This window comes from Thermonema lapsum, from assembly GCF_011761635.1.
GTDB lineage: Bacteria > Bacteroidota > Bacteroidia > Cytophagales > Thermonemataceae > Thermonema > Thermonema lapsum.
Map to the genome: position 1 here is coordinate 1 of NZ_JAASRN010000006.1, position 22,390 is coordinate 22,390.

Here is a 22,390-nt window from a genome sequence, read left to right on the forward strand (position 1 = left end):
TAATACTCTGGCAATAGAACGAAATCCTAATCCTTCTAAATACAAGATGAATGCTAATCTTTTTACACGATTACTTTTGGCTGTTGATTTTCGAGCAACTGTAAAATTATAGTGACACTTTTTGCATTTGTACCTTTGCACTCCTTTAATTTTACCATTTTTTACTTTTTCACTACTTTTACACCTTGGACACTTCATGACTTTTTTGCTACAAAATTATGAAATCTATATTTAGTTAACAAGTCCTTGTTTTGCTCCAGAACATCAGCGCCATGCGCTCGGCTCACTCCATTGAAGATTCCACCCGGCAAAGCATCTACACGCACCTGTGCATAAAAGTGGTTTACCATCTCTTTTACATCCTGCTGGCTTTGAATATCAATTTTCATAAAAGGATATTTTTGTCTTTTTTTATTCAAAAAAAAGAGATACTTCCTAAAGCATCAATGATGTTCGTCATTGCGAGCAGGTATTTCTAAACGCAAATGCGCCCCAGCATTGCTTACTTCCTCAGCCGCTTGGCGTATGCTTGTTTCCTGCAGTCGTTTTTTGAGTGCATCACGCAAGCCCACCACTTGGTGATGCAAAGGGCAAGGTTTGTAGCTGCTACATTTGGGCAAGCCCAAAAGGCAACTGTTGAAATAATGCTCTCCTTCGAACAGTGCTACCACCTCATAGAGCGATTGCGCCAGTTGTGTTTCCGACATGCTAAACCCTCCTTTTTTCCCACGCAATGATTCGACCATACCCGCACGTACCAAGCGCTGCATTACCTTAGAGGCAAAAGCTTCGGGTATGCCGGTAACTTCCACTATTTCTTTTACAGCCACGCGCCTTTTTTCCATTGTACATGTAGCTACATACACAATGGCACGCATGGCATATTCACATGCTTTCGAAAACATAAGGTTTGCGTTTTGAAGTATTTTAGGGTTCGGGCTCTTCGGGCAGCTCCTCTATGTTGTCGTCGCCCAAATCGTCATTGATAATGAAATCCTCGAATTGATTCAGTTTTTTTACCCTTCCCAATGTTTTTTTCAAGCCAATGGAAAACTCCGTAGTACCCAACTTATCGATACCTGGCATAGCCGAAGGCAAGGTGTAGTCATACGCAAATTGCAAACTGATGGTAGCACTATTGAGTGCCAACAGCAGTGCTGTGCGTCCTGCCCGATGGTAGCGCAGCCCAAGTCCTAAACTACCGTTTCGAAACAAACGCCCGCTGTTTTCTGAAAAGTGATACCGATACCAAGCCCCCGCTTGATATGCCCAAGTACCTGCTTCTTTGCTCAGGTAGAAAGTAGGCGAAAGAGAGTGGCGAAAACCCTTGCTTTGCTTGAGGGGAAACAAACGGGCTTCGGCAGCCAGTTGCCAAGTAGGAGGGCGGCGGCTCGTCAGTAGCGAGCTATGGCTGACATTGGGACGGTTCAAGTCATAAGTACCAATAGACAAGAAATATCGGTCATGCACCGAGTGCAGTTCTGGGCGGCGCCATATGATGCCTGCATTCAATGCCCAAACAGAAATGAGCGCGGTGCTCAAATATTCGGTTTGCAAGGCTTGTCCTTGCGGGTCATAACCAGTGATTTGTTCGCCCGTCAGGCGGCGCCCATGCCAAGCGGCTTCCAAGCCCAAACCTATGCGGTGTTTGGCTATGCGCCATTGATAAGCAAAAGCCAAGCGCAAGCTGTTTTGTTTCAGCTGCAAGCGGTCTCCTTGGGTATCGTCCAGAAAAAGCAAACCGATAGTAGCATAATGATAAGCCGCTGTATCACCCTCTATGCGCAAAAGGGGGTATTGTACCCGCAACAGATTGCTTTGATAAGGGCTACCCAACTGCATCCATTGGCGGCGGTTCTGCAATACAAAAACGGCTTGCTCTTCCTGCAAGATGGCAGCTGGCGACAGTGCCGCTCCATTTTGTTCGTAAAGGCTCCATGGGATTTGCTGTGCCCAGACATGCCCCCCGGCTGTCGCAAAGCAGCAAAAAAACAGAAAACAACGTAGCATTGCTTTCATAAACTCTAAGGTTGAAGGTAAAATGAACCGTGCTTTTTGCTCCGCCTGTCTTGCAAAGCCTCCCCACTTACAAAAGTACCCTCCACCAGCCACATATACACCCCGGCGGGCGCCAGCTGCCCGCCTATGCGTCCGTCCCATCCGCGGTCGCGTGCTTCCTCCCATGAGGTGGTTTCATAGCATAGCACACCTTGGCGGTTGTAGATGCGCAGATGAAAGTCTTTCACGCCCTCGCCATATGCCTTGAAAAAATCATTGTTTCCATCGCCATTGGGCGTAAACAGGGTGGGAAAATCAAGCCACTCAGCGGCTTGTGCCCCTGCCGGCAAAGGCATCACTTTCCCCAACAAAACAAGCAAGATGAAATAAAATATCTTTCGCATGGCAGTGTCTTTTTTTCTTTTCCGGAAGGGACGCTTTGTCCCTTCCGGAAAGCATCAAGCTCCCAAAAGCTTTTTGATTTGCAACAGCAGGGCTTCGTCTTCTACCTGCTTGAGTAGTTGTATGACCTCAGCTTTCAGCTGGCTGACTTTATCTTTGCCTTTTTTGGGGGCGCTACTTGCTCTCTGCTCATTTTTGTTGCCCGTTTGTTCTTGAGACTGCTGCAAAAGCCTTTCACGCAGCTGTGCTATCTCTTCATCACTCATTTTGGGCACTTGGCGCAACACTTTCGCCGGCACTTTCAACTCTCCTTTCAGTATTTTATTTTTCAGCTCGGGCATTCCTTCACTCAGACGCCCCAAGCCTTCGGCATATTGCCCATCGCGCTTGATGGTTTTGTCAGACACCTTAAAGAGCTTTGCCAGTTTTTCGGCAGTACTGCCCTCTTCTTTCTGCCGGCTTGTGTCGTCGGCAGTGGCGGCAAATTGCTTCAGGTTGGCAAGATTGCCCGGCTTTTGCTTGAAGCGGTTGTATTGATAGCCCCGCAAATAAGCCATTTCTTCTTTCGTGAGATTGCGCTTGCCCAGCTGGTTGTTTACCATCCAGTCTTTGACTGCTTCTATGTTTTCAAAGTCGCGCAATTCTATTTTGAAAGGCAATTTATGCTTTTGGCAGATGCTATAGCGGTGGTGCCCGTCGATGAGCACGTAGCGCTGCGCTTGGCTGTCTTTCCACACCACCAAGGGGTCGCGGCAGCCCTCTTCAACTATGTTTTGTTCAAGCTGCCGGTATTCCTCCTCGCTCAAAGGGCGAATAAGGTCGCGCAGCTCATCCAGTATTTCGATGTGCTCTTTGATATACACTTCAGTGTGCGCTATCTCCTGTTGGGCGGTCTGCAACAAAGCCGCAAATTTTTTCTTCTTGCTCATCCGGTTTGCTGTTTTTTGGGTGTTGTCAAGAAGTGGTTTGTGCCAAACGGTTTGCCGCTTCTACTTCTTTGGCAAGTTGCATATAGTCTTCGGCGCCGTGGCAGTTGGGGTTATAGCTGAACACATCCTGGTGCATGGCAGAGGCTTCGGTCAACGCTACATTGCTTCGAATGAGGGTGTCGAACACCTTGCCTCGGTAAATTCCTCGCACCTGTTCTACAATCGAGCGCCGAATGACCGTATGGTCCACTTGAGTAAGCAACATGCCTGCCACTTCAAGTTTCGGGTTCAAGTTCTTGCGCAGTTCGTCTATCAAATTGAGGATGGTCTGCAGTCCTTTGGTAGCAAGGTATTCGGCTTGCACCACAATCAATACCTCTGAGGCAGCAATCAGGGCATTGATGGTCAAAATGGAAAGGCTCGGGGGACAATCGATGAGAATATACTCATAAGCGTTTTTAACGCCCTCTAAGGCTTCTTTGAGGCGAAAGTAACCATTGACATCATTTTTCAGGCGAAGTTCTGCCTCAGATAGCTCTAAATCCGCCGGAACGACATGCAGTCGTTCATCCAGTACCTCGACTGGCAGACTTTGTTCTTCACAGATGGCATGGTAGAGGTTTTGCGCAGGCTCTTCCATCCCCACGTGTTGTGTGAGGTTGGCTTGCGGGTCGATATCCACCAACAGCACCCGCTTACCCATGAGCGAAAGCGCCTTGCCCAAATTGAGTGTAGTGGTGGTTTTGCCCACGCCGCCTTTATGATTGACCACTGCTATGATTCTTGGTTGCATAGGGTACTCAGTTTGGCTCGTTCTGTGTTCTCAATATTAGAAAAAAAATTTGATAAACCACTCCTCTTTCAATTGAATTGTACAAAACAAAGATAGTCAAGCATAGGGAAATTTCCCGGAAAGTGGGGATGATTTATGCTTTAACTTTGAAAGTCAAAGCGCCGATTGTTCATTTTTTTCATTTCGAAAGAAAAAAAAAGACACAAAATTGAAAGACAACACAATATTGTGAATATTGTATATACTTGAGTATATATTGTAGGGGTATTTTTTACAAAAAATTTTGTTTTTATGTGTTTTTTCAAAATTTAATATGGTTGATAAAATCAACCTTTTATTGATTGACACTTCTCATAAGCGAAAATAGCGTTTTTACGCATAAGGCTTCCTTTTCTCTTGCAGGCATGTTCCTATTTTTTGAGCTTCTTTAGAATATTATTTTGTTGCAACATTGTTGCAAAAATTATATAAAACTTTGAAAATCAAAAACTTTGGTTTTCAAAGAAAAGGCTTAACTAACACTTTTTATAAGCTAACTAACACTTTTTATAAGTCGAACTAACACTTTTTATAAGCTAACTAACACTTTTTATAAGTCGAACTAACACTTTTTATAAGCTAACTAACACTTTTTATAAGTCTTTGCTTTGAACTTCAAAGTTTAAAAAAATTCCTCCTTTCTGCCTGTTTTTGAAAAGTTGGATTTTTTTAACTTAATTTTCACTTTACAAATAGCCAAGTGCCTGTTTTATATGAAGTTGGAACAGATAAACGAGCGTACGGAGATACGTCAACACAATTTCTTGACGGAGGCACGTTATGAGATGACTGCCTGCGAAATGGACATTTTGTTTTGTCTGCTCAATGAAATCAGAGAAGACGAAAGCCGCAATTTTTACCAGTTGAAGGTAAAAGACATAGAGCTGCTTACCGGGCGCCAGTGGAATTATCAGCAATGCAGGGAATCGACTTTTCGCCTCGCTGAGCGTGTTTTTGAAGTCATCAATGAGCAGGGCAACCTGCTTCAGTTCAGTTTGGTATCTACGGCTGAGTATAAGATGGGGGAAGGTATCATTGAGCTGGAGGTGTCGTCGAAGGTAATTCCTTACCTCTATGAATTGAAAAGGAACTATACAGCTTTCCGTCTGTTGGCATCGCTTCGTTTTACTTCGAAATATGCCAAGCGATTTTATTTATACTGCTCTCGTTGGAAAGATGTAGGGGGCTTTACGACCACCATCGATGAGTTAAAGATAAAGCTGAAGCTCAAAGACCCGAAGCGCAAGAAGGAGAAGTATGCGCAGGTGCGCCAGTTTGTGGACAAGGTATTGGAAGTTGCCGTTCAGGAAATCAACGAGGTGTCGGAGCTAATTGTGCAATACATGCTCATTAAAGAGGGGCGAAAATACACTAAAGTGCGCTTTGTCATTGAACGCAAAAAGGATATGGCAGAAGAGGCATTGGTTAATGAACGCCAGCTGCGTGCCCATGCCCTTTTGAAGGAGTTGGGCATTACGCGCCCCGATTATGTGAAGGCGGTGCTGAGTAGTGAGGATAAGATGAAAGCTTTGTTTAAGTGGAACTATGAGCACAAGCAAGGAAAGTTGGGAAAGGTAGGCAATCCCTCAGGGCATTTGCTTAAGGTGTTGGGCTTGGTGTAGTGGTGAATATTGAAAGCCCTTGTTTCTTTATTTTTTCCCAGAGGGACAAACTGTCCTTCCCGAAAATTAGCTGTTTTGAGTATCGAAAAAGTACAGATTGGTGAGGACATAGCCCACCAAACGGTAGTCATGGGCATGCAAGTATTGCACTATGCGGTTGGTGTGCGGCTGTAGGGGGGCGAAGTGCTCGTCTTCTATCACAATCAGGCGTGGGCGGTATTTTTGCAGGTCTAAAGAACACAGCACCTGGTAGTCGTGTTCTTCGGCATCGATGGAAAGGAAGTCGAAGTGGGAAGGACAGTGCGTGGCATCGAGGATATCGGTCAGGCGTTGGCTGCGTAGTCGGTGTATTTGTCTAATGCTTTGGGCTGCCTCTTCTTGCAATATACGCCCAACATAGCTGCGGTCTGCCGAAGAGAGTACGTCATTACTTAATTCTACAAACTCAACTTCTTGGCTTTGGTTCGATATGAAGGCGTGCACGGCGATGTCGCGCGGGCGGTAGTATTTGAAAAGACGTATCAGCCGTGGGTTGGCATCGATGCATATACCTCGCCATCCTTGACGATACAACACAAAGGAGTTGGAGATGAAAGTGGGGTGGTTGCATCCTACTTCCACATAAAAACCGCGGTAGCCAAATGGCGGTTTGAGCAGAGATTCTATGAGGCGGTCTTCGCCGGTGAAAGCGTAGCTGAGGCGGGCAGACCTGCCAAAGCAAGGACGCAACAGCGAAAGCAGGGCATAACGCAGCACACGCAACAAAGACCACAGAGGCGAGCGCCAAGTAAAGAATTGGTGGAAGCTGTGGCGGAATTCCTGCCATGCCACTGCCCATGATAAGAAAAAAGCGCGGCGGGAAGCCTTTTGATAGAGCAAATACACGCGAAGCGCCCTGACTTGTTGTTTGAGCCGTTGAACCCAAGTAGCGGAAGGCATAGGACTGTTTTTGTGTGAAGGTAAAAAATAAAACATAGAACAATGGCATACCTCAGAAATCTAAGGCAGTATTTTGCACGAATAAACAGTGGATTTGCTTGCTTATGAATGCAGCTACGATTGCTCTATTCTACACGCAAGCTGCGTGAGCAATAGTGGACTTCTATCCGAATAAATGGCGTTTTTTCCCGAAGGGGACATTTTATTTCTTTTGCTATTTTTCGTTTCTTTGACCAAAAGCTTGCCGGAAGATGAAAATAAGCGTTATTATACCTACCTACAACAGAAAAGAACAGTTGTTGCGTTGCCTTGAGTCGCTCAAAAGCCAAAGCCGCTTGCCTGATGAGGTTATTGTTAGTATTGACGGTTCTACGGATGGAACAGCCGAAGCCCTTGCCCATTGGGATTCAGGGGCTTTGCCTTTACGTTGGATAGAAGGCGCCAACGGGGGGCGGGCTGTGGTACGTAACCGCGCTGCAAAGGTTGCTCGCGGCGACCTGCTCGTTTTTTTAGATGATGATATCCGCTTGATTCCAGAGGGTATTGCCATGCATGAAGCGCATCACTATCGCTTTCCCAATAGTCTTTTGTCGGGGGCTACCTTGGAGGAAGAAGCTTTGCTGCGCACCGACATGCATCGCTACAAGGCTTATTTGAGTCGCCTTTGGTTAGCACCCTTGGCTGTGTATGCCACAGAACCGATGCCAGCAGACAGGGTATTTTTGTCAGTTGCCAACATGTCTGTGCCTCGTCAAGTATTTGAGCAGCTGGGAGGCTTCGACGAACGCTTACGCGATGCCGAAGATTATGATTTTGGAGTGCGTGCGGTGCGGGCAGGTGTACCCGTTTATTTCAACTACAACTTGGTGGCATGGCATGATGATTTCATTACTTGTGCCTCCTACATCCGTCGCATCCGACAATACAAGGTAGCACAAGAAAGGTTGTGTAACTTGAAACCGGAATTGCATGCACGAAATCCTCGTGCTTACCGCCCGGCAAGGGGCTGGCGCCGCTTGTTTTACCGTCTCTTTTCACATCCGATGTGGGTGCAATGGATAGATAGGGAAGTATTTTGGATAAGATGGCTACCTCGTTCGCTGCGCTATCGTCTTTACGATTGGGTAATTATGGCACAGGCTGTGCATTTCCCAAGCGGGCAGACGTCTTAGGCTTGATATGTGCTATCAGGGCAAGCATGCGCCTTTATTGTTTTTTTGAAAGTAACGACAGCATGAGCAAGGGGGGCTCCTTTGCTCTTGTTTGCTATTGTAACAATGCTTTTTCCAGCACTGGCATTGGCTTAATCCACAAGAGTTGGCTATTCACTTGTGTGTTTCTTGGGTAAAATTTCATGTTTTTTCTTTTTTTATATGAAAATATTTTTTTACAATTGTATGAAAGTATGATTTTATATTGTAAAAACGAGAAAGCTATGGAAAGACACCAAGTGCTTATTATTGGAGGTGGCAACGCTGGCATTTCGGTAGCTGCACAGTTGTTGCGCAAGCGCCCAAAACTGGATGTTGCCATTGTAGAGCCGTCGGAAAAACACTACTACCAGCCCGCTTGGACTCTGGTAGGAGGGGGAGATTACGACGTGCAAAAGACAGTGCGCCCGGAGGCATCGGTAATGCCAAAAAAAGCCAAGTGGATTAAAGACAGGGCAGAGGCTTTCGAGCCAGAAAATCAAGTGGTGCATCTGGCAAGTGGAAAGAAGGTAGCTTATGATTTCATGGTGGTGTGCCCCGGCATACAGCTGCGCTGGGAATGGGTAGAAGGGCTGGAAGAGACGCTCGGAAAGAATGGCGTAGCAAGTAACTACCGTTTCGACTTGGCGCCTTATACTTTCGAGTGTATTCGAAACTTTAAAGGCGGTGTTGCTTTGTTTACCAACCCTGCCACACCCATCAAATGTGGGGGAGCGCCGCAAAAAATTATGTATTTGGCATGCGACTACTGGCGAAAGCATGGAATACTTGGTAAAGCCGATGTGCATTTCTGCACAGCGGGCGGAGTGATTTTTGGGGTGAAGAAATATGCCGACACACTCATGAAAGTAGTCAATCGTTATGGCATTCATTTGGATTTCAAGCACAACTTAGTGGCTATAGACGGAGCAAGAAAAGAGGCTACTTTTGAGGTAACGCAAGCAGATGGCAGCAAAGAGAAGAAGACAATGCACTTTGACATGATACATGTGACACCGCCGCAGAGTGCACCGGACTTTATTCGGAACAGCCCACTTGCTGATGCCAATGGTTGGGTGGATGTGAACAAGCATACTTTGCAACACACAAAATATCCAAACATATTTGGCATAGGGGATGCTACCAATACCCCTAATGCTAAGACGGGAGCAGCCATACGCAAGCAGGCTCCAATTTTAGTTCAAAATCTTTTGGAGGTGATGGACGGCAAACAGCCCTTTGCTTCATACAATGGCTATGGCTCTTGCCCTCTGGTTACGGGATATGGCAAATTGGTGTTGGCGGAATTCGACTACGACAATAATCCTATTGAAACTTTTCCCTTTGACCAGTCGAAAGAACGCTGGACGATGTATCAACTCAAGAAGCACATTTTGCCGTGGCTTTATTGGAACAAAATTTTGAAAGGTACGGCATAGTGCTACAGTACGCTTATCAGAGGAACGAAGAAGCAGGCAGAGCGAAGAGCTGCCTGCTTCTTTTGTTTCATCAGAGGGGGATGCTGGTTTGCCGTAGTTTACTGCCTTCTTGTGGACTTTGTGAGGCAACGAGGGCTGTGCTTATGCGCTCTTGCATGGATTGCACGTGAGAGATTACACCAATGACTTTGCCACTGCAAGCCAGTCTTTCCAGTACATTCATCACTTCGGATAAGGTTTCTTCATCGAGGCTGCCAAAGCCTTCATCTATGAAAAAGAAATGCTGCCGGATGCCATGAGTATCTTGTAATAGTTCGGAAAGTGCCAAAGCAAGGCTCAACGATAAGATAAAATGCTGCCCGCCCGAGAGGCTTTCGATGGGGCGTGGGTATTGGTTCAGGCGGTCGAGTATTTTGATTTCTATTTTGTCTTTTTCCGTAGTGATATCGACCGAGAGTGTGTTGTTGGTGAGTTGCTCAAAATGTTTGTTGGCTAAGCGGTTGACTTTGTTTAGGTAGTTTTTGAGTACGAAATTCAGAAGTCCATTGCCCTCGGTGAGTTTGTTTATTCTTTCCCATATCTCCAGCGCTCTCCTGCTTTGCTCATAGGACTTCGTAAGCTGCTTTTTCTTATTGAGTCTTTCTTCCAAGACTTTTAAAACTTCCGAGATTGCTCCTTTCGCTTCTTGCAAATTCTTAACTATTTGTTTCTTGTCTTCATACTGTCGGCGGAGTTGTGCTCGCTCTTCAACTGATTGGGGTATGCTAAGCTCCTGCCGTTCTTTTTGGATGCCTTCCATGCGCTTTTTTAAAGTGCTGTATCTGCTAAGCAAAGCTTCTCTTTGGCGTATGTGGTTTTGAATACTTTGTTTTTCATTGAGTATTTGTTGTACTTCTTCTTCTGTGCAAAATAGCTCATTGTATGCTTGTAGCAGCTGCTGTATGTTCTGCTCGATGTCGTTTATCTCTTTTTGCAAAGTGTCGATGCCGTCTTGAATACTTTTGAGTTTTCCTTCTTCTGTGTGTTGCTCTTTTTTTATTTGCTCCAGTTGCTTTTTGGCTTGATTGCAGGCGACTTCTGCTTCTTGGTATTCCGTTTGAATTGCTTGCACGTTTTCCTCTAATTCCTCTATGCTTTTGCTTTGATATTCAGGATATTGCTTCTTGTATGTCTCTATTTCTTCTTGAAGCCGCTGCATATTATTGTGCAATTCTTGGATAACGCCCTCCAGAGTAGCGATGCGTTTTACTTTCTCTTGCTCTTCTTTTTGCATTTTCTCTTTTTGTTCATTCAGCTGCTGGAATTGCTCTGCGCTTTCTTTTAGAGTATTTTGCTTTTGTTCTACTTGCTGTGTGATATCGGTCAGTATTTTGTTGAAAATATCTTTTTTGCGGGGGAGCTCGTCTTCTGGAAGTGTGGGAAGGTCGTCGGTTTTGATTTTATTGTAGTGTTCAATGCCTTTCATGAAACGTTCTTTAAAATTATGAAAGCGGATGGACTTTTCCTGTGTGTTTGGCAGCTCTTTCAAGGCTTCTTCTAACAAAGCAGCTTGTTGTTGCAGCTCTTCGTGAGATGCTGAATGGGTGCTGAGATTTTCGATGGGGTGCTCGGTTGAGCCGCATAGAGGGCAAGGCTCTCCTGCTTTAAGGGTTTGCCTCAAACTGCTCAACTGTATTTTGTTGTTTATGTTCCTGAACAAGGCTTGTAAGCTTTGATTCAATTGCACAAAGTTGTTTTCCTTTACTGCTTTTTCTAACAGCGCCGATAAGTGCTTGTTTTCGGGTTTTTCTATTTGTTTTAGTTTGTCTTCCAGGCTTTTGTAAGTCTTTCCAAGTTCTTCACGTTGCTCGTAATATTGACAAGCGTCATCTTTTAAGTCCTGCAGTTTTTGGATAAGTATGGGTAGGTTTGCTGTTTGCAGCTGCTTAATATTTTCCTCTGCTTTGTGAATGTGCTCCGATAGGTCTTGAAGTTTTTTTTCTATGAGTCTGCGCTCAGATGACAGGTTTTGGTATTCTTGGTTTCGCAATGCTATACTCGTTTGGATTTCCTGCAGCTCTCGGTACTTTTTGATGTACATTTCCAAATGGCTGATATTTTGCTTTTTTTCTAATAGCTGCTCATAGTGCGCATTCAATGCTTGGTATTTATTTTGGTGCTCTTGTATTTTTTGCTCTCTTTCTTGTATGCTTTGAGTGAGTTGGCAGACCTTTTTTTGGTTTTCCCTCAGGTTTTCTTTCTTTTGTTCACGAATACCGAAAGGTTTTTCGAAATGCTCTTGTGCTATTTGCAAACGTGCCTGCTTTTGTTCTAGATTTTGGGGAAGTTGTGCTAGACTACTTTCTGTCTCGGAAAGCTCTTTTTGCAGCTTTTCCAGCTCTTTTTCTTTTATCTCGGCGAGGTCTATTTGTTTTACGCGCTCTTCGAGTTGTTCGGTTTCGGTTTGTTGGGCGGCAAGTTGCTTTAACAGCTGCTCTTGTTCACTTTTTTTCTGTTGAAGAACTTCTTCATTGACATCTTCGTATTCAGCCAGTCGATTTTTGTCGTTTTCAAAGCTTTGTTGGGCTTCCTCGAGCTTCTTTTTTGCCTTTTCTTTTATCTTTTCATAAATACTCAAATCGAAAATTTCTCTTAAAAAGGCACTTCTTTCGGCTGGAGGTTCTTTGATAAACCTATCGAAATTGCCTTGTGGCAAGATGATGGTGCGGGTGAAGTGCTCTATTGGAATATGTTTCAAAGCGGCTTGTTCTTCGCCTTTCTTGTCGTCGAGTGCTTGCCACGCTTGTGTTCCTTGTTTGAAACTCTGCCAAAGGGTTTTGCCCTGGAGCTCTGTACCGTGGTAGCGGTAATACTTTTTCTCTGCTGAGTTTTTGTGCTTGTCTTCTTGGAATGTAGTGTCGGTTTTATTCTTCTTCTTCTTCTTCTTTCTTACTTGTACATTGAGGCGATAGGTAAAAGCATAGATGTGCTTGTCAAAACCTCGAAAGATAAACTCTATGGCTAACTCATCGCTGTGACGGTTGATAAGGTGCTTGATGCTTTTTTGGCTGCCGCGTAGTGCTTTGCCATAAAGCGCAATGCTTATTGCCTCAAGTACGGTTGATTTGCCGGCACCTGTTTTACCGAAGATACCAAATAAGCCTGCACTGCTCAACTCGCTGAAGTCGATGTGTTGTTCTTTTTTGTAGGATGCCAGACCTTTAAAGTAAAGATAAAGGGGTTGCATAGGGCTGTGGTTTTTTTATTGAATGTCTCTCAACAGCTGACCGAAAGCCTCTCGCACTTCTTTGGGTGGGGGGGTATTGTTTGTTTGCATGTAGTATTCTTCAAAATACTCGTGCGGTTGTTTCAGCTGTGGATGGCTGTCTGTGGTTGTGGCGTCGTCTGTTTGCCAGCTGGCAGGCAGTTGCCAGCTGATGAAACAGGAAAATTCTTCTTGGAGCTCTTTAAGAAGCGAAGGGGTGGGTATGGTTTGAAAATCGACATGCGCCCAACAGTCTGCGTGGGCTTGCAGCTGCTCTTTGACTGCTTCGTTTCCTGCTGCTTTCAAAACTACCAGCTGTCTGCCAGCAGTTAAGCCTACCTCTTCAAGTTGAGGTTTTTGCTGGGGTATGAGCTCTACGACCATCACCTTCTTTTCATATTTGCTTTCGTCGAAGCTGTAGGCTAAGGGGCTGCCGCTGTAACGTATATGAGAAGCTGCGACTTCATGGGGGCGGTGCAGGTGCCCCAAGGCTACGTACTGTATATTTTCTGGAAATATATCGGCTTTGAGGGCGTGGCTGCCACCAATCGAAAGCCGGTGCTCTGCTTCACTTTCTTGCTCGTCTTCGGCGGGCTTTCCCGAGCGAATGATAAACTGATGGGCTGTCAAAAGGCAAATGCCCTTGGAATTGCACTGCCCGGCAAGTGTGTGCCAGTAATCTTTCAGGTAGTCGTAAAGGGCATTGCCCGTTTCAGATTCCAAACGGCGATTGAGGCGTATTTCATCGGCAAAGGGGGTAGCAATGACCTGTACAGGGTAGGGCACTTCCGGATGTTGAAAAACAAACAGGTCTTGCTCTACTTTGGTCAATGCCCATTCGCCTATGATTCCATCAGTTATTTCTTTGATGACTTCGCCTTTTGCCGGATGTCCATGTGCCAAAATACCGTGCCGGCTGCCCATGATGGATAGGTTTTGGATGCGTGTTGGCGAGTCATGATTGCCGGCAATGAGCAGCACAAGCCTTCTGCCGCCCTTGCTCAACTGCAAAAGTCCCTGCTGCAACACGCCCTCTGCCTCGATGCTGGGGGTGTATTTGTCGTAAATATCACCAGCAACAAGCACCATATCTACCGCTTTTTCATCGGCAATGCGGGCAATTTCTTCCAAAAATTGCTTTTGCTCTTCCAAGCGGCTTCTTCCTTTGAGTGATTTTCCTATGTGCCAGTCGGCGGTATGCAGTATTTTAAAGCTGCGCATGCTGAAATAATGCTTTTTATTGGAAGTTACTCAAAACTGCATAAACAGCAAATGTCATGGTATTATTTTTGATGCAAAGACCTACCTAAAAACCAACCGAAAGGTTATGAGATACAAATTACTGTCTCTCTTGATGTTTTTCTCTGTTTTCATGCGGATGAACCCTCTGCAAGCTCAAAATTATTGGGGTTTGCACAGCAGCAACTACAGCCCTCTGACTGGTGTGCACCTCCAACCTGCCGATATTGTGGATGCACGCACCAAATTTCAACTGCTCTTGGTAGGTGCCAATTTGGACGTCAACAACAATTACTTGGGTCTGGAGCGTAGTACCTTCTGGAAGTTCAACTATTCAGACAATGATTTTAGGCAAAATCTGGATGGCAAGTCCAAGCGTGCACTTATCAACATGGATATGCAAGCCTTGGGGTTGATGCTGAGCCTCTCACCCAAAAGCGCTTTGGCTCTGGTGCCACGGGTACGCACCTTCCTAAACTTCGATGACATAGATGAACCCACTGCCAAGCTGATTTATGAAAAATTCAACAGCCCAGAGCTATGGCAAACTAATATCTCTGATGACCATGTGTCGGCACAAGCTCACGTGTGGGCTGAGTATGGTTTGACTTATGGGCGTGTAATACTTGATGAAGGTGAACATTTCCTTAAAACCGCCGGTACGCTCAAGCTTTTACAAGGGTTGGGGTCGGCTTATATGTATGTGAATGACCTGCGCTATGAGTTTACCAATCAAGATGTTGTATCTCTGTTTCAGGCGGAATTTAGCTATGGGCACTCCGACAATTTCAGCTTATCGGAAACGCCTTCTTACCGTTTTGTAGCCAAGCCTTCGGTAGGCTTCGACTTTGGCGTGGTGTATGAATGGCGCCCTGATTATCAGATGTACCGCTATGAAATGGATGGTGAGGAAAACTTGCCTGACCGCGCCAAAAACCAATATCGCGCCAAAGTGGGGCTTTCACTTACCGACTTGGGAAGCATACGCTATAACAAAAGCTCCGATAGCCGCGACTTTATCGCGAATATTCAAAACTGGGATATATCGCAAGAAAAAATCAATGATGTTAACGATATAGACCAAATCATTAAGAGCCGTTTTACATATACCGAAGCGCAGGGCGAGTACAAAATGAACCTACCTACGGCATTGAACCTGCAGGCAGACTACTTGTTTAGCCAAGGGATAGGGCTCAACTTAACTGCCACCTGGGCGCTTAAGCAAGGTACAAAAGACATAGATAAAAACCACTACATTACCACCTATGCCGTGACCCCACGTGTCGAAAGCAAAAAGTATGGTTTGTATTTACCTTTGAGCCTTCATGACAATACCGGCTTTAATGCAGGCATAGCTGTGCGTTTGGGTCCTTTATTTTTTGGCTCACGCGATTTGCTCAGCAATGCAGCACTTAACAATGAAGTAAGGGGCGCTAATTTTTACTTGGGTTTGAGCATCCGGAGTTTTTATAAAAAGCCTAAAGACCGCGATGGCGACCACGTATCTGATAAACTGGACCAGTGCGTGAGCGTGCCCGGAGTGTGGGAGTTTCGTGGTTGTCCCGATAGTGACGGCGACCATGTGCCAGATGTCGAAGATGTCTGCCCGCAATTGCCAGGTCTGCCACAATTTAATGGCTGTCCCGATAGCGATTCCGACGGGGTGCCCGACAGTAAAGACGAATGCCCCCAACAAGCTGGCTCGCGTCAATTCAATGGTTGCCCCGACAGCGACTCCGACGGGGTGGAAGACCGTGTGGATGAGTGCCCGCTTGAACCCGGCTTTGAGCAATTCAAAGGCTGCCCCGATAGCGATTTAGACAATGTGCCAGATAAGGACGACGCTTGCCCCGATGTGTATGGCGACGTGAATCATAAAGGTTGCCCTGATACTGATGGTGATGGTCTCTATGACCATGAAGACGGCTGCCCCGAAGTGTACGGCGATATAGCCAATGGGGGTTGTCCCTATGCCGATAGCGACGGCGACGGCATCAAAGATATCAACGACAAATGTCCTGAAATTGCCGGACCCGCCGAAAACGACGGCTGTCCCTACAACGACATGGACGGCGACGGGGTGCCCGACGCCTTCGATAAATGCCCTTCCACGCCCGGACCTAAAGAAAACAATGGTTGCCCCAAACTTGAAAAAGAAGAAGAAGAAATCCTCAAAACAGCTTTCGACAACTTAGAATTCGAATTTGGCAATGCTACTATCAAAACCTCGTCCTATGCGGCACTTTTAGAGCTTGCCAATCTGCTGAGACGCAAACCGAAATGGCGTCTGCTCATCGAAGGGCACACCGACAATGTCGGAAGCCGCGCCAACAATATCAAACTCTCGGAGCGTAGAGCCCAAGCAGTGAAAGACTTCCTCGTAGAGCAAGGCGTAGAGCCCGGGCGTATTGTTACCAAAGGGTGGGGACCTGACCGCCCCATAGCACCCAACACAACCCCCGAAGGAAGACAAAAAAACCGCAGGGTAGAATTTACCATCTTGTTTGAATAGCTTTTCCCAGCAGAAAATATCGAATTTATCCCGCTCTGGCTTTTGCTTGCCTGGCGGGATTTCTATTTTTGTAGATAAACCCAAGAAAAAAATTAAACTAACATACCGCTATGAAGTACTTGGTTCTTGATTTGGAACTTACTGGACCGGATGTAGGCTATCACGACATCATTCAAATAGGGGCAGTGCTGTGTGATGCCCACTGGAACGAGCAAAGTCATTTTTTGAGCAATGTATATCCAGAAAACCCCGAAGCCTTTTCACGGCGTTCCGAAGAAGTGCACGGTTTGTCTATTTATGACCTTGAAGACGCCCCGGAGCGCTATGAAGTGCTCGAAGCGTTTGAGCGCTGGGTACGGCAAACCCTCGGACGCAATGAATATGCTTCTCTCAAAGATGTGCTCCTTTGTGGGCAAGGGATACTTACCGACGTGAACTTCTTAAAATGGGCGTTTGAGGAGGAAAACATCGAATGGCCCTTCTCTTACAAAGTCCTCGATTTGATGAGTTTTAGTTTTTTGATGTATAAAATATTGAAAAATAATGGCAAAAAAGTGCCTAAATCACACAGCTTGGATGCTGTGGCTGGCATGTTTGCCTTAAGCCGCGATACAGAAGAGCATAACGCCTTGGAAGATGCAAGAATAACAGCAGCTTGTTTTAAAGCCTATTGGGAGATTGCCGACCAGCTGAAATTGCATGAGGATTAAAGGTGTAAAATAAATAGCAAAAATATGCTTATCAGCTTTTCTGAATTGCCCTTAGTACAATGGAGTGCTGACCAAAAAGAGTATGCCATTCGTCAGTATGGCAAAATAGAAGAAGTAAGCTTTCCCAAGGTGCCCATCGAAGCCGACGTTTCTTATGTGGAAGATTTGGCGGAACGTTGCTTCTTACGTATCATGGCATTGATAGAAGACTTGGGAAAAGGCAAAGAGGAAGTAACTATTTTGGTGCGAGGCGAGCCTTCGCTTTCCTTTGCCGTCGTGCATTTGCTTCAAAAAGAAGGCTTTGTTTGTGTGGTCGATGCCAGCGAAAAACGCAAACGTCTGCGCGAAGACGGTACAGTTGAAGTCGTGTATGACTTTTACCGCTTTCGCGAATATCCCCGCTTGTCATAGCCTATAAAGAGCAAGCAGGCGCTCAATCATGCGCTCAACAGTGAATTGTTCGGCGACTGTTTCGGCAGCTCGTTGCGTAAGTTGCTGGCAAAGCTCCCTGTTCGACAACAACTGCAGGATACCTTCTGCAATGGCTTCGCTGTTGGCATGAGGCACTACCCATGCATTGTGAAGATGACGTACAAACTCATGTGCCACACCCGATAAAGTGAACACAGACGGAACACGGCAAATGGCTGCCTCTACGTAGGTTTGCCCAAAAGCCTCTACTCGTGGATTGATGGGCACATGTACATACACATGAAAAAGGCGATAGAGCGCCGCCAAATCATCTTCGAAGGGTATTTCTGTATAGCTATCAGGGGGCAGATGCTGCTGCAATAGCCGGCGGATTACAGCTGCGTAGTCGCCGCGGGCATTGGCAAGCACCAAATGAGCTTGGGGGTACTGTGTCAACACACGGGCAAATGCCGGTATGATGTACTGGATGCCTTTCAATTCTATGTAGCGTGCAATCACACCAATTACAGGAAAAGCATCGGCGGGCACTGCATGACGTCGGCGCACGGCTTCCACGCGCTCCTCGGAGCAATGGGTTAAGCTTTGCATATCAAAGCCATGATGGATAAGGTGCACTTTCTGTTTCGGCACTTTTTCCATGCTGCACAGCACTTCTTCCACATTGCGGCTGATAGCCACAATATCTGTGGCAAGGGTGTTGAGCAGACGGTCATACCAAACGGCACGTGGAAAATATTCATGGTGAAAGGTAGAATAGTGGCGGGTGTAGATGCGTTGCCGGATATTGGCAGCTTTGGCAGCACTTAAACCAAGCAAAGAGGCGTCGAAGAGGTGGGTGTGTACTACCAAAGGGCGATGCTTGCGCAAGTAGGAAAACAACTGCCACCAAAGGCGTGGATAACTGCTTTTTCCTCGCAGTGGGTAATAGGTTACGTGAAATCCATGGGTTTGAAGGAAATGCTGCAGAGCAGTTTGTGGTGTCGAATGAAGCAGCACAAAAGAGGGCTCTATGCCTTTCTTTCGCAAACCAAGAGCGGTCCATTCAAAAGACAGTGACTTATGTATGTCCGAAATAATGTACACTACCTGATGCATCATGGATAAACTAAGGAGTGGATACTGAAACCGGCAATATTTTACCATTGAAAAAGCGATGCCCACGCAGGCAAAAATCCGCAACGAATGCAGCTGCTTCTTCGGCGCTCAAAGGGGCTTGATAGCCCGGGAAGGCTTCTTGCAACATTTCGGTTTGCACTGCCCCCAATGCCAAGCTGTTTACGTAAATGCCTGCTTCTTGCCATTCTTGTGCTAAGCACTCGCTCAGCACTGCCAATGCCCCTTTCGAAGCGCTATATACCGCTAAACCCGGAAATTTTTGACTTCCCTGAAAGCCTCCCATGCTGCTGATGGTTACAACATGAGAGCCTTGCTTGAGATAAGGGCGCAATTGTTGAAGCAACAACATAGCCCCCGTGAAGTTGATATTTATTTGATTTTTTATTTCTAAATAACTTTGTATCTCAAAGTTTTTATTCACTAAATAACCGGCATTATACACCACACGGTCCAGCTGCTCGATGTTTTGTTGCTTGAACCATGCTTGCAGTCGTGGTGCTTCGCTTTGCATTTTACCCAGGTCAATGGACAGAAAAGAAAGCTGCCCGAGATATGTTTTGCTGAGTGCTTCGAGACTGCTTGTGTTTCTGCTTAGGGCAAGGACTCGGTGTTGTTGCTGGAGCAGTAGGTGGCACAATGCCAGCCCTATGCCTCTGGAGGCGCCTGCAATGAGTATGGTCATAGTGTTATGCCCGTTTTGCTTTTCCTTGCAAAGAAAAGCAAAAAAATTCTGTCTATGGACGGGGCAACTTTGCCGCTCTCTTCAAAAACGAAGCGAGGGTCCTTGTCGCCCCCGCCTTATACTGTATTTTGCTTTTCTATTTTACCATGCCTCAGCTTATTGCCACATTGGGTATGAGCGCCAAGCCGTCTTGAATGAGTTTGTTCAGATGGCTGTGCTCTTGTGCCATTGTTTTGAGTTTCTCCTCCAATGCATGTGCCAGATGTCCCATTTTTTCTTGTCCGGCAGCTACTTCCAGCATTTCCAACAACAACAACCACACTTCTTCGCGCTCCATGAAGACTTGCGCCTTTTGCCATAGTTCCTCCAGCTGCGAGGCTGGCGCTTTGCCTTCTCTTATGTCGCGCACGGCTTGATAAAGTGCATGCAACGCCCGACTTTTCTCGTCGTATTGCGGGCGGTGTGTCTTTTCTTTTGGCACAGGGTAAAAGAGCTCGAAGCCTTCTGGGTCTGCCGGTCCGGAGAATACACTCACGACCGATTCGCCTACACAGAGGTCATACACGCCCCACGAAGGTTCGAACAGTCTTCTACCTTCCATTTCTACGCTGCACTCGTCAAAGCTCAGTAAGATGATTTCGCCTCGGCTATTACGGCGCACATTCAGCAGGCGCCCTTCTACTACCACGCCACTTCGGTACTCGAGGCGGCATTGCTTGCCTTCTTCTATGCCCAGGGCACGCAGGTCGCCATAGCTCATTTTGCCTATGGGTTGGTCGCTTTGCTTGAGCAGTCCTATAGGCGTACCATATCCTTCGGCGTGGTAGTCCTTGTCGTGCCCGATGAGCAAACGCCCATGGTAACTGAGCATGGTGGGTCCTTGAGTGCGCAAGTAGGCAGGCGCTCCGCTGTTGTCTTGAAGCGCTTCGACAAAAGTGCCAGATATCTGCATGCCATTGTTGAGTTGCGCTGTGGCGGTATTTTTTGACTCAATGGCTTTGTGCAAACCATACATGCCTCCGCGCCGCAATGCCATAGTATCGGCAAACTGGTCTAACACTTCCGACAGATAATGGAAATTCGGGGTTACGAAAAGTTGAGGCTGAGGTTTGGTAATATCAAACGACACGTTGGCAGCTTCAATGCTATATGGTAGCTTTTTCACCTCGTCACTCATACACCATACACTCTCACCGATAGAAGAGAGCAGTCCTGCACCGTATATTTTGGGATTTTTTAAATCACCAATCAAGCCATATTCCACTGTCCACCAATGGAGATTGCGAATGCGCGCCATCTCAGAAGGTTCGCCCATATTCGCTTCTATTTCTTTGAGGCGTTCCTCAGCTTCGGCTATTTCATGGGGTGGAGTGTTGGGGTCTTCTTTGATGATAGACAGGTGACGGATAGCTTCGTAAAGAGCATAATCTTGTGCCGAAGAGAGGGCTTTGCTGCCTATCAGTCCAAAATAGCGAAGGTATTCGGCATAGGCGGGGTCGGCAATGATGGGGGCATGTCCGGCGGCTTCATGGATGATATCGGGCGCGGGGGTGTATTCTATGTGCTTGAGTTGACGTATGTCGGCAGCAATCACCAGCACGTTGTATGCCTGAAACTCCATAAAGGCGGCGGGAGGAATGAAGCCGTCCACCGTAACGGCAGCCCATCCTATCTTGCCCAAAATTTCATTCATTTCATCGATATGAGGGATTTTGTTTATGGTAATCCCTGTTTTTCGCAAGCCTTCTATGTATGACTCATGAGCTACATGTTGCAGGTAGTTGTAGTTCTGCCGCATGACGTAGCGCCACACGGCGTGGTCCAAAGCAGTATAGCGCTCATACTCTTGTTCCACAATAAAGGCTTTCAGGTGCTTGGGTAAGCGTTCTATAATTTTATTTGGTTTCATGGGTGCAAAATTTAAGAATGGATGCTTATTTATCTACAAATATGCATATTTTTTCTTTGAAAATCAATAAAGACAGAAGGCGACTATGTTATGTATTTAACGTGGGCGATAGGCATTTAGTGCCTCGGCGACATACTCCACTTCTTGAGGGTGGAGTTCTGGAAATAGGGGTAAGCTCACGCAGTGGGCGCAGTGATATTCTGCCCGTGGGCATTCGAAAGCTAAGCCGCGAAAGGGGGGGTGTTTGTGGCATGGCACAGGGTAATGGATGCCGTAGCCGATGCCCTTCTGTTTGAGGTAGGACAGAAAGTGCTGCCTGTCGGCTACTTGTATCACACACAAGTGGTAAGCGGGGCGGCAATTGGGGGGCTCTTCGGGAAAGCGGATATAAGGGTTGTTAATTACCCGGCGGTAGGTATCTACAATCTGCTGTTTGCGTTTCGTCCATTCTTCCAAAAAAGGCAGTTTGGCTTCCAAAATGGCGGCTTCCAGGGCGCCCATGCGGAAATTGTAACCAGTTACTTCATGATGATATTTTTGTACATTGCCTTGGTTGCGCAACGCTCGCAACAGATGACGGTGAGCGGGGTCTTTGAAGGCTATGGCGCCCCCTTCGCCTGCTGTTCCGAGGTTTTTGGTGGGATAGAAGCTGAAGGCTGCCATATCGCCGAAGCTGCCGGCTTTTTGTTGCCCTATTTGTGTGCCAAAAGCTTGAGCCGCATCTTCTATGAGCCATAGGGCATTTTCTTGACAGAAACGGGCAATGGCGTTGATATCGCAAGGGATGCCATAGAGGTGCACTGCCAACACCGCTTTGGTGCGGGGCGTCAGTAGGCGAGGGAGTTGCTGCGGGTCTATTTGCCAACTGCGGGGCTCTATGTCTGCAAAAACAGGCTGTGCACCGACTTGCAGCACAGCCGATGCACAGGCAAAGTAAGTATGGGCGGGCAGTATAACTTCATCGCCTTTTCCTATGTTCAGGGCTTTTAAGGCTAAAAACAAAGCAGCAGTACCACTATTGACTGCAAGTACATAGGGCAGCCCGCAAGCAGCTGTAAGTTGTTGTTCAAGTGGATGCACACAAGCTTCTCCGCTGAAGCAGCCGTTTTCGAGCACTTCTTCTACTTTTTGTAAAAGAAGCGCTTTTATATGGCGGTTTTGTCGGCGCAAGTCGAAGAATGGCACCCGCATACGG

Annotated in this window: 20 protein-coding genes; 6 read left to right on the top strand and 14 right to left on the bottom strand. The window is 46.5% G+C overall.

Going from position 1 to position 22,390, the window contains the following annotated elements:
* From FHS56_RS10985 to FHS56_RS11015, 7 genes are all read right to left on the bottom strand, one after another.
* The coding region (locus tag FHS56_RS10985) for an IS1 family transposase (protein ID WP_166920779.1) at window positions 1–198 on the bottom strand (198 nt) is incomplete at its 3' end.
* Window positions 195–389 (bottom strand): globin family protein, encoded by a 195-nt coding sequence (locus FHS56_RS10990; protein WP_166920782.1) that lies wholly within the window; start codon window positions 387–389, stop codon window positions 195–197. The genes FHS56_RS10990 and FHS56_RS10985, both read right to left, overlap by 4 nt.
* 54 nt (window positions 390–443) lie before the next feature.
* Complete coding sequence (locus tag FHS56_RS10995) at window positions 444–905, bottom strand: RrF2 family transcriptional regulator (protein WP_166920784.1); 462 nt, start codon at window positions 903–905, stop codon at window positions 444–446.
* 22 nt (window positions 906–927) lie between these two features.
* Window positions 928–2,019, bottom strand: coding sequence for a PorP/SprF family type IX secretion system membrane protein (locus FHS56_RS11000; protein ID WP_166920786.1), 1,092 nt, complete (start codon window positions 2,017–2,019; stop codon window positions 928–930).
* Window positions 2,020–2,024: 5 nt separating this feature from the next.
* Window positions 2,025–2,402, bottom strand: coding sequence for a T9SS type B sorting domain-containing protein (locus FHS56_RS11005; protein WP_166920788.1), 378 nt, complete (start codon window positions 2,400–2,402; stop codon window positions 2,025–2,027).
* A gap of 54 nt (window positions 2,403–2,456) precedes the next feature.
* Window positions 2,457–3,329: a ParB N-terminal domain-containing protein gene (locus tag FHS56_RS11010; protein ID WP_166920790.1), complete on the bottom strand. Its 873-nt coding sequence runs from the start codon at window positions 3,327–3,329 to the stop codon at window positions 2,457–2,459.
* 25 nt (window positions 3,330–3,354) lie between these two features.
* Complete coding sequence (locus FHS56_RS11015) at window positions 3,355–4,122, bottom strand: ParA family protein (protein ID WP_166920792.1); 768 nt, start codon at window positions 4,120–4,122, stop codon at window positions 3,355–3,357.
* A 752-nt stretch (window positions 4,123–4,874) separates the two neighbouring features.
* On the opposite strand from FHS56_RS11015, the gene FHS56_RS11020 reads away from it, so the two are divergent.
* Window positions 4,875–5,783 (top strand): replication initiation protein, encoded by a 909-nt coding sequence (locus FHS56_RS11020; protein WP_166920794.1) that lies wholly within the window; start codon window positions 4,875–4,877, stop codon window positions 5,781–5,783.
* Between the two features lie 66 nt (window positions 5,784–5,849).
* Here the strand turns inward: FHS56_RS11020 and FHS56_RS11025 are convergent, their stop codons facing one another.
* Window positions 5,850–6,722, bottom strand: coding sequence for an FkbM family methyltransferase (locus tag FHS56_RS11025; protein WP_166920796.1), 873 nt, complete (start codon window positions 6,720–6,722; stop codon window positions 5,850–5,852).
* Window positions 6,723–6,973: 251 nt separating this feature from the next.
* Between FHS56_RS11025 and FHS56_RS11030 the strand changes: the two genes are divergently transcribed.
* Both FHS56_RS11030 and FHS56_RS11035 read left to right on the top strand, forming a co-directional pair.
* On the top strand, window positions 6,974–7,894 hold the full coding sequence (locus FHS56_RS11030) for a glycosyltransferase family 2 protein (RefSeq protein ID WP_166920798.1): 921 nt from the start codon (window positions 6,974–6,976) through the stop codon (window positions 7,892–7,894).
* Between the two features lie 263 nt (window positions 7,895–8,157).
* Window positions 8,158–9,351: an NAD(P)/FAD-dependent oxidoreductase gene (locus FHS56_RS11035; protein ID WP_166920800.1), complete on the top strand. Its 1,194-nt coding sequence runs from the start codon at window positions 8,158–8,160 to the stop codon at window positions 9,349–9,351.
* Between the two features lie 70 nt (window positions 9,352–9,421).
* Here FHS56_RS11035 and FHS56_RS11040 read toward each other — a convergent pair whose 3' ends face one another.
* Both FHS56_RS11040 and FHS56_RS11045 read right to left on the bottom strand, forming a co-directional pair.
* Window positions 9,422–12,577, bottom strand: a complete 3,156-nt coding sequence (locus FHS56_RS11040) for an AAA family ATPase (protein ID WP_166920802.1) — start codon at window positions 12,575–12,577, stop codon at window positions 9,422–9,424.
* A gap of 15 nt (window positions 12,578–12,592) precedes the next feature.
* The gene (locus tag FHS56_RS11045; RefSeq protein ID WP_166920804.1) at window positions 12,593–13,816 is read right to left on the bottom strand and encodes a metallophosphoesterase family protein; all 1,224 of its coding nucleotides are present in this window, start codon (window positions 13,814–13,816) and stop codon (window positions 12,593–12,595) included.
* A gap of 106 nt (window positions 13,817–13,922) precedes the next feature.
* Between FHS56_RS11045 and FHS56_RS11050 the strand changes: the two genes are divergently transcribed.
* The 3 genes from FHS56_RS11050 (at window position 13,923) to FHS56_RS11060 (ending at window position 17,467) form a co-directional block, all read left to right on the top strand.
* A complete protein-coding gene (locus tag FHS56_RS11050; protein ID WP_166920806.1) occupies window positions 13,923–16,346 on the top strand; it encodes a DUF5723 family protein in 2,424 nt (807 codons plus the stop codon).
* A gap of 110 nt (window positions 16,347–16,456) precedes the next feature.
* Window positions 16,457–17,056, top strand: a complete 600-nt coding sequence (locus FHS56_RS11055) for a 3'-5' exonuclease (RefSeq protein WP_166920808.1) — start codon at window positions 16,457–16,459, stop codon at window positions 17,054–17,056.
* Between the two features lie 24 nt (window positions 17,057–17,080).
* Complete coding sequence (locus FHS56_RS11060; RefSeq protein ID WP_166920810.1) at window positions 17,081–17,467, top strand: hypothetical protein; 387 nt, start codon at window positions 17,081–17,083, stop codon at window positions 17,465–17,467.
* Here the strand turns inward: FHS56_RS11060 and FHS56_RS11065 are convergent.
* The 4 genes from FHS56_RS11065 to FHS56_RS11080 all read right to left on the bottom strand — a co-directional run bounded on the left by FHS56_RS11065 (window position 17,462) and on the right by FHS56_RS11080 (window position 22,386).
* Window positions 17,462–18,586, bottom strand: a complete 1,125-nt coding sequence (locus FHS56_RS11065; RefSeq protein ID WP_243844215.1) for a glycosyltransferase family 4 protein — start codon at window positions 18,584–18,586, stop codon at window positions 17,462–17,464. The two genes, FHS56_RS11060 and FHS56_RS11065, sit on opposite strands and share 6 nt — an antisense overlap.
* A 7-nt stretch (window positions 18,587–18,593) precedes the next feature.
* Window positions 18,594–19,286, bottom strand: a complete 693-nt coding sequence (locus tag FHS56_RS11070) for an SDR family NAD(P)-dependent oxidoreductase (RefSeq protein WP_166920812.1) — start codon at window positions 19,284–19,286, stop codon at window positions 18,594–18,596.
* A gap of 151 nt (window positions 19,287–19,437) precedes the next feature.
* The gene (locus tag FHS56_RS11075; RefSeq protein ID WP_166920814.1) at window positions 19,438–21,195 is read right to left on the bottom strand and encodes an aromatic amino acid hydroxylase; all 1,758 of its coding nucleotides are present in this window, start codon (window positions 21,193–21,195) and stop codon (window positions 19,438–19,440) included.
* A 96-nt stretch (window positions 21,196–21,291) separates the two neighbouring features.
* The gene (locus tag FHS56_RS11080) at window positions 21,292–22,386 is read right to left on the bottom strand and encodes a DegT/DnrJ/EryC1/StrS family aminotransferase (RefSeq protein WP_166920816.1); all 1,095 of its coding nucleotides are present in this window, start codon (window positions 22,384–22,386) and stop codon (window positions 21,292–21,294) included.
* Between the last annotated feature and the right edge of the window lie 4 nt (window positions 22,387–22,390).